Here is a 7,585-nt window from a genome sequence, read left to right as displayed (position 1 = left end):
CTTCGCTTCGGTCATCCCTCCACCTCCAGGCTGAGCAGGTCCGCGACGGTCTCCCGGCGCAGAATCAGGCGCGCCTGCCCGTCCTTGACCGCCACGACGGCGGGACGGGTCAGCGCGTTGTATCGGCTCGACATCGAGTAGCAGTACGCGCCGGTGGCGGCCACGGCGATGAGGTCGCCGGGGGCCGTGTCGGCGGGCATCCACGTGTCACGGATGACGATGTCGCCGCTCTCGCAGTGCTTGCCGACCACGCGCGCCACGACGGCGTGCGCGTCGGACGAGCGCGAGACCAGACGGCAATCGTAGTCGGCCTGGTACAGCGCGGGGCGGATGTTGTCACTCATCCCACCGTCGACGCTGACGTAGCGGCGGCGCAGGCCGCCGTCGAGGGAGACGTCCTTGATGGTGCCGACCTCGTAGAGGGTGACGGTGCCGGGACCGGCGATGGCGCGACCGGGCTCCACGGCGATGACCGGCTCGGGCAGCCCGGCCCGTTCGGCCTCGGCGGCCACCAGCGCGCGCAGGCTGGCGGCGAACTCGGCCAGCGGCGGCGGGTCGTCGTTCGGCAGGTAGGAGATACCGAGGCCGCCGCCGAGGTCGAGGGTGGAGATCTGCGCGGTGCGTTCGATGCCGAACTTGTCGATGGCCTCGCGCAGCAGGCCGAGCATGCGGCGGGCGGCGATCTCGAAGCCGTCGATCTCGAAGATCTGCGAGCCGATGTGGCTGTGCAGGCCGACCAGGCGCAGGTTGTCGGCCTCGAAGACCCGGGCGAGGGCCTCCATGGCGTCGCCGCCCGCGATGGAGAACCCGAACTTCTGGTCCTCGTGGGCGGTGGAGATGTACTCGTGGGTGTGCGCCTCGACGCCCACGGTCACCCGGACCAGCACGTCCTGCACCACGCCCGCGGCGCCGGCCACGGCCTCCAGGCGCTCGATCTCGTAGAGGGAGTCGACCACGATGTGGCCGACGCCCGCGTTCACCGCGGTCTCGAGCTCGGGCACGGACTTGTTGTTGCCGTGCAGCGCGATGCGCTCGGCCGGGAATCCGGCGTGCAGCGCGATGGCGAGCTCGCCGCCGGAGCACACGTCCAGCGACAGGCCCTCGTCGCGGATCCATCGCGCGACCTCCCCGCACAGGAACGCCTTGGAGGCGTAGTGCACCCGGGCGCCGGGGCCGAAGGCGGCCACCATGTCGCGGCAGCGGGTGCGGAAGTCGTCCTCGTCGACCACGAACAGCGGCGTGCCGTACCGCTCGGCGAGTTCGGCCACCGGCACGCCGGCCAGGCGGACCTCGCCCGCCTCGTCACGGGAGGCGTTGCGCGGCCAGACGTTGGCGGGCAGGTCGATCATCTCGCGCGGATCGGCCGGGCGCTCCGGCAGATTCGGCGCGTGCGGGATCTCGGCGTGCCGGGGACCGGCGGGGTGAGCGCTCATTTCCGAGCTCCCTTCGTGGTACAGCAGGTGGTCGTCACATGCGCTCCGGCGCGCTCACGCCGAGCAGGGTGAGGCCGTTGGCCAGCACCTGCCGGGTCGCCTTCACCAGCTCGAGCCGGGCGGCGTTGAGCGGGGTGACCGGATCGTCGCCCTTGGGCAGCACCCGCATGTCGTCGTCGGACTGGAAGGGGTGGTAGGCCCCGGCCAGTTCCTCGAGGTAGCGCGCGATGCGGTGCGGTTCGCGGGTCTCGGCGGCGGTGGCGACCACCCGGGGGAACTCACCGAGCGTACGGATCAGCTCGCCCTCGCGCTCGGACGTCATCAGCGACAGGTCCGCCTCGACCTCGCCGAAGCCGAGTTCGGCGGCGTTGTCGAGGATGCGGGAGGTGCGCGCGTGCGCGTACTGGACGTAGTAGACCGGGTTCTCGCTGCTCGCCTTCGTCCACAGGTCGAGGTCGATGTCGATGCTCGAGTTCACCGAGGAGCGGACCAGCGAATAGCGCGAGGCGTCGACGCCGATGGCCTCGACCAGGTCGTTGAGGGTGACGACGGTGCCCGCCCGCTTGCTCATCTTCACGGCCTGGCCGTCGCGGACCAGGTTGACCATCTGGCCGATGAGCACCTCGACGGTGTCGGGGTCGTCGCCGAAGGCCGCGGCGGCGGCCTTGAGCCGGCCGATGTAGCCGTGGTGGTCGGCGCCGAGCATGTAGATGGCCAGGTCGAATCCGCGGGCGCGCTTGTTCTGGAAGTAGGCGATGTCACCGGCGATGTAGGCCGCGTTGCCGTCGCTCTTGAGGACGACGCGGTCCTTGTCGTCGCCGTACTCGGTGGAGGCGATCCACCAGGCGCCGTCCTTCTCGTACAGGTTGCCCGAGGCCTTCAGTTCCTCGACGGCCTTCTCCACCGCGCCGGAGGCGAACAGCGCCGACTCGTTGAAGTACACGTCGAAGTCGGTGCCGAACTCGTGCAGGTCCTGCTTGATCTGGGCGAACATCTGCTCGACACCCTCGCGGCGGAACAGCTCGTGCCGCTCGTCGGCGGGCAGGCCGAGCGCGTCGGGGTGCGCGGCGACGATCGAGGAGCTGATCTCGGCGATGTACTCGCCCGCGTAGCCGTCCTCGGGGGTCGGCTCGCCGAGCGCGGCGGCGACCAGCGACCGGGCGAACCGGTCGATCTGCGCGCCGTGGTCGTTGAAGTAGTACTCCCGGGTGACCTCGGCGCCCTGCGCGGCGAGGATCCGCCCGAGCGCGTCGCCGACCGAGGCCCAGCGGGTGCCGCCGAGGTGCACCGGGCCGGTCGGGTTCGCCGAGACGAACTCCAGGTTGACCTTGCGCCCGGCCAGGGTGTCCGCGGTGCCGAACGCGGGGCCTTCGGCGAGGATCTTGGCGACGATCGCGCCCTGCGCGGACTTGGCGAGGCGGATGTTGAGGAAGCCGGGCCCGGCGACGTCGGCCAGGTCGATCCCGTCGGCGGCGGACAGCGCCTCGGCCAGCCAGCCGGCCAGCTCGCGCGGGTTGGTTCCGGCCCGCTTGGCCACCTGCATGGCCACATTCGTGGCATAGTCGCCGTGTTCGGGGTTGCGCGGACGCTCCACCGTGACCTGCTCGGGCAGGACCGAGGAGTCCAGGCCGCGTTCGACAAGCACCTTCGCCGCGGTGGTGCGAAGGAGATCTGCAAGGTCAGCTGGAGTCACGAGTCTCTATCCTATTGGCTGGGTAGGGGTGCGCCTCGACTGGGCGGGCGCTCGGTGACCGAGACCGCACAACCCCCACCGCAGGAATCCGATCCACACGTCGAAAGAGCACAACGAGCGATGCCGAGCAGGACAAGCGCCACATCGGGCAAGGCCGTCCGGGCCGCGGGGAAATCGTCTCCTTCGCGCAAGCCGGGTGGCAAGAAGAATATGCCGAGCAAGACCCAGATCCCCTGGGGAATCATCGGCGGTGGTGTGATCATCGTCGCGCTGATCGGCCTGCTGGCATTCAGCCTCGTGCCCAAGTATCTCGATCAGTCCGCGATCCGTGAGGCGCAGACCGATCTGAAGGAATGGGCGCCCAGCGCGGAGAACAAGGATCCGGCGGCCAAGATCCCCGGCATCGTGACCGCGACCTACCCGGCGGGCCAGCACGTCACCGCCCAGCAGCGGGTGGCCTACGACAAGTCCCCGGCGTTCGGCGGCCCGCACGACAGCGCCTGGGCCAACTGCACCGGCGTGGTCTACGCCAAGCCGATCCGCATGGAGAACGCCGTGCACTCCCTCGAGCACGGCGCGGTGTGGATCGCCTACAACCCCGACAAGGTCGACGCCGACGGCGTGAAGACCCTGGAGCGGTTCGTCAAGGGCCGCCAGTTCTCGCTGATGTCGCCGTACCCGAACCTCGCCAGCCCGATCTCGCTGCAGTCGTGGGGCCACCAGCTGGCCGTCGACTCCGCCGACGATCCGCGCATCAAGCAGTTCATCTCCGCCCTGCGCGAGAACCCGTACGCCTACCCCGAGGTCGGCGCCAGCTGCTCGAACCCCATCTTCGACGTGAACAACCCGCCGCCGTTCGACAGCTCGCCCTACGGCCCCGACGCGGTCCCGATGGACGGCAAGGGCACGACCACCGACGGCGCCGAGCTCGGCGGCGCGGGCATGGGCGGCATCCTGCCCGGCGGCGGCACGCTGCCCGGCGGCACCCTCCCCGGCGGTGACACCCCGCCCGGCGGCGCCGCGCCCGCCCCGGCCGAGGGCCAGTAGGTGGCGGGCGACACCGCCGCACCCGAGGACACCGCGACCGGCGAGGCGAGCGCCGCGACGGCCGGGGGCGCCCGCCCCGGCGCCGCGGTGCTCGTCCTCGGCGCGGTCGGCCTGCTGCTGCTCGGCGCCGTCATCGGCGTCCTGCTCGGCCTGCCGCTGGGCAGGCAGGACGACACCGCGCGGCCCGGCGCGGTGGACGTCGGCTTCAGCCAGGACATGTCCGCCCACCACGCCCAGGCCGTGGACATGGCGGGCATCACGCTGATCGGCTCGACCGACAACGACGTGCGCCGCCTGGCCTACGACATCCTGACCACCCAGCAGAACCAGATCGGCCGCATGCAGGGCTGGCTGCAGGTGTGGGGCGAGCCCAATCAGAACATCGACGGCTACATGGGCTGGATGAGCGACGGGCACGGCGACGGCCACGCCCACGGCGCGGGCACGACCGCCGCGCACGCGGGCCCGGTGCAGTCCATGCCCGGCATGGCGTCGGCCGAGGAGATGGACGCGCTGCGCAAGGCGCGCGGACCCGCCCTCGACACGCTGTTCCTGCAGCTGATGCTGCGTCATCACGAGGGCGGCGTGCCCATGCTCGACTACGCCGCCGAGCGGGCGAGCACCGAGCAGGTGCGCCTGCTGGCCACCACCATGTCGGCCACCCAGCAGGGCGAGTCGACGCTGATGAAGCGCATGCTCACCGAGCGGGGCGCCGCGCCGCTGCCGATGAACTGACCGCGATGCCGGACCGGCGCAACCCCCGGTCCGGCATTGTTTTTGGCGCAGCGGCACCGATGCGATACGCTTTCACCGCCCGATCGGGATCCCCCGACCGGACTCTTCCCCGCCCTCGTAGCTCAGGGGATAGAGCGTCTGCCTCCGGAGCAGAAGGCCGCAGGTTCGAATCCTGCCGAGGGCACCGCGAAGGCCCCCGCCACCCGGCGGGGGCCTTTCTCGTCGGTCGGGGTGCCAGGACACGATCCAGACTCGTGCCGCCGAATCGGACACGGTCTGAACTACGGTGGGCGGAAAGACGCTGGATCGCCGGGGCGCGACCCCACCGACACCGAGGAGCGGGCATGACCAATCCGCCCGGCGGGCAACCGCCGTACGGTCAGCCGGAGTTTCCGCAGGGGCAGGGATATCCGCAGCAGAGCCCGGGCTTCCCCCAGGGCCCACCCGGATACGGTCCGCCGCCCGGTTACGGTGCGCCGCAACCCGGTTACGGCGCTCCCCCGCCCGGCTATCCCGGCGGTCCGCCGCCGAAGAAGAAGCACACCGGCCTGATCGTCGGCCTGGCGATCCTCGCGCTGGTCGTGGTCGGCGCCGTCGTCACCGGCGTCGTGCTGACCGTGCAGGGCAAGACCCCGCTGGCCTCGGACGAGAAGCAGATCGAGGTCGCCATCCGCGACTTCTACGAGGTCCTGGACGAGGACGGCTTCGTCGCCGCCGCCGAAAAGGCCTGCGCCGCAGACCGAGCCGAGATCGCCAACCTCTCGACCGACGAACGGGCCGAGTTCGACAAGGCCAACATCGCCGTCCGGATCGACACGGTCGACGACATCGTCGTCACCGGCGACACCGCCACCGCCAAGGTCACCGGCGAACTGACCCTGACCCTGCCCGGCATGGAGCCCGACACCGACAGCACCACCGAGGAACACCTGAAGAAGGAAGACGGCACCTGGAAAGTCTGCTCGGAATCGACGACGTAGCGAGAGCGGACCCGCCCGAAGCTTCCGCGAGCCGACCCCGATCGGGGCAGGCGAGCGAAGCGAAAACACACGAGGAAACCGGGACACCGCGTGTCGGTGAGAACGGAACAACCACGGGTTTCGGCCGCCTCGCCGCCGAGAGGCGAGACGTACCGCCCAAGGCGCGGTATCGCCTCTCGGCGGCGAGGTCACGAGGCCGAACCCCGCGTCGCCGAAGGCGACGCCAAGAATCACAGAGCGAGCGGCGGGAATCGAACCCGCGTTAACGGCTTTGCAGACCGTTGCCTAAACCACTCAGCCACGCCCGCGTGGTGTGGAACGCCTCGAATACTGCCCGGGTTCGCCGGCAGCGCACAGTGTTGGGATCACGGTGATTCCAATCCGGGCATGTCATGATCGAAACCGTGTCGCAGCCCCGCCCGCTTTCCCACGATCCGATCGCCGAGGCCCACCGCCAGTGGGAGGCGCACGGCTGGACGGCGGAGGCCGACGGCATGGCGGCCGTGACGTCGCTGGTGCGGGCCCAGCAGATCGTGATGGCGCGGGTGGATGAGGCGCTGAAGCCGTCGGGGTTGACGTTCTCCCGGTACGAGCTGCTGCAGTTGCTGAGTTTCAGCAGGTCGGGGGCGTTGCCGATGGCGAAGGCGAGCGCGCGGCTGCAGGTGCACCCGACGAGCGTGACCAATACGGTGGATCGGTTGCAGGCGGCGGGCCTGGTGGTGCGGGTGCCGCATCCGAGCGACCGGCGGGCGACGCTGATCGAGATCACCGAGGCGGGACGCGCGGCGGTGGCGGCGGCGACGGCCGAGCTGAACGCCCAGGTGTTCGCGAAACCGGGGCTGCCGCCGGATCGGGTGCGGTCGTTGTTGCGGCTGCTGGCCGAATTCCGGCACGAGGCGGGCGATTTCGCGATTCCGGACGACGCGGACCCGTCGGCGAGCTGGGACGGTCCCGCGGCGGGCTGAATCCTCGCATTCCCGGCCTTGCCGCGAATCGCCCCGTCTTACCCTTGGCAGGGCGCGGGAAACCCGCCACGATGGACCCATGGTGCTGGTCCTGGGGGTGTCTGCGGGCGTCGGCGGGGCCCGCGCGGTGCTGACCCATTCCGATCAACCGCATCTGGAGCCGGTGGACCGGTTGTTCGTGCCGCGCCGCGCGGGTGGTTCGGTGGCCGAACCGGTGCTGACGGCGATCCGGCGGTTACGCGCGGCGGCGGTCGGCCGGGGCGAGTGCGTCTCGGCGACGGCGGTGACCTGCCGGAACGAAGTGCACGCCGAGGAGCTGGCGGCGGCGGCGGGCGAGTCCGGGCTGGGGATCGTGGACGAGCCGCTGGCGCAGCTGCGGTACCTGCGGTTCACCGGGATGCTGCCGGATTCGGGCGCGGTGATCCTGTACGACCTGGGGTGTTCGGGCCTGACCCTGACGTTGGCGGACTGCCGGACCGAGACGATCCTGGCCGGTCAGCGCACCACGGTGCTCAGCGGTGACGGCTACGACGCGCTGTTGCGCTGGCAGCTGGCCCGGGGCGGGGTGACCACCGACGCGCGGACCAGCCGCGCGCACCGGGAGTCGCTGAGCCGGGACCGGGTGGTGACGGCGACCGACGCGGGCACGGGCGGCCGCGCGGTGGTGACGCGCAGCGACCTGGCCGAGTTGTGCGCGGCCGGGCTGCACCATTCGGCGTCCTACGTGCGCCG

The 7,585-nt window shown here is 71.0% G+C and carries 6 protein-coding genes, 2 tRNA genes and 1 pseudogene; 6 read left to right on the top strand and 3 right to left on the bottom strand.

Features of this window, described 5'->3' with window-relative positions:
- Nucleotides 1-11: 11 nt before the first annotated feature.
- Entirely contained in the window at nucleotides 12-1,433 is a 1,422-nt protein-coding gene (lysA, locus tag ON36_RS05615; RefSeq protein ID WP_043648511.1) for a diaminopimelate decarboxylase, read from the bottom strand.
- 34 nt (nucleotides 1,434-1,467) lie between these two features.
- Nucleotides 1,468-3,126, bottom strand: coding sequence for an arginine--tRNA ligase (gene argS / locus ON36_RS05610; protein ID WP_043648509.1), 1,659 nt, complete (start codon nucleotides 3,124-3,126; stop codon nucleotides 1,468-1,470).
- A 120-nt stretch (nucleotides 3,127-3,246) separates the two neighbouring features.
- Here argS and ON36_RS05605 point away from each other — a divergent pair, with 120 nt between their 5' ends.
- The 4 genes from ON36_RS05605 (at nucleotide 3,247) to ON36_RS05590 (ending at nucleotide 5,888) form a co-directional block, all read left to right on the top strand.
- On the top strand, nucleotides 3,247-4,173 hold the full coding sequence (locus ON36_RS05605; RefSeq protein ID WP_043648507.1) for a thioredoxin-like domain-containing protein: 927 nt from the start codon (nucleotides 3,247-3,249) through the stop codon (nucleotides 4,171-4,173).
- Nucleotides 4,174-4,908 carry a DUF305 domain-containing protein gene (locus ON36_RS05600; RefSeq protein WP_043648505.1) on the top strand — a complete coding sequence of 245 codons (735 nt, stop codon included), beginning with the start codon at nucleotides 4,174-4,176 and terminating at the stop codon, nucleotides 4,906-4,908.
- A 111-nt stretch (nucleotides 4,909-5,019) separates the two neighbouring features.
- Nucleotides 5,020-5,092: transfer RNA gene (locus tag ON36_RS05595), tRNA-Arg, on the top strand.
- Between the two features lie 160 nt (nucleotides 5,093-5,252).
- A complete protein-coding gene (locus ON36_RS05590; RefSeq protein WP_043648503.1) occupies nucleotides 5,253-5,888 on the top strand; it encodes an Rv0361 family membrane protein in 636 nt (211 codons plus the stop codon).
- A gap of 236 nt (nucleotides 5,889-6,124) precedes the next feature.
- Here the strand turns inward: ON36_RS05590 and ON36_RS05585 are convergent.
- Nucleotides 6,125-6,196, bottom strand: a tRNA-Cys gene (locus tag ON36_RS05585).
- 84 nt (nucleotides 6,197-6,280) lie between these two features.
- On the opposite strand from ON36_RS05585, the gene ON36_RS05580 reads away from it, so the two are divergent.
- Entirely contained in the window at nucleotides 6,281-6,853 is a 573-nt protein-coding gene (locus tag ON36_RS05580) for a MarR family winged helix-turn-helix transcriptional regulator (RefSeq protein ID WP_052313682.1), read from the top strand.
- 79 nt (nucleotides 6,854-6,932) lie between these two features.
- Nucleotides 6,933-7,585 (top strand): annotated as a pseudogene (locus ON36_RS05575) (Hsp70 family protein); the annotation flags it as partial.

The organism is Nocardia thailandica NBRC 100428, from assembly GCF_000308795.1.
GTDB classification, from domain to species: Bacteria; Actinomycetota; Actinomycetes; order Mycobacteriales; family Mycobacteriaceae; genus Nocardia; species Nocardia thailandica.
Note: the sequence above shows the minus strand (reverse complement) of the source record. Positions and strands in the feature narration are given on the sequence as shown.

What these genes read in the sequence shown, in the direction of transcription:
- lysA (WP_043648511.1), bottom strand. Translation starts at nt 1,433, where the DNA reads ATGAGCGCTCACCCCGCCGGTCCCCGGCACGCCGAGATCCCGCACGCG.
- ON36_RS05580 (WP_052313682.1), top strand. Translation starts at nt 6,281, where the DNA reads ATGATCGAAACCGTGTCGCAGCCCCGCCCGCTTTCCCACGATCCGATC.
- ON36_RS05590 (WP_043648503.1), top strand. Translation starts at nt 5,253, where the DNA reads ATGACCAATCCGCCCGGCGGGCAACCGCCGTACGGTCAGCCGGAGTTT.
- ON36_RS05605 (WP_043648507.1), top strand. Translation starts at nt 3,247, where the DNA reads ATGCCGAGCAGGACAAGCGCCACATCGGGCAAGGCCGTCCGGGCCGCG.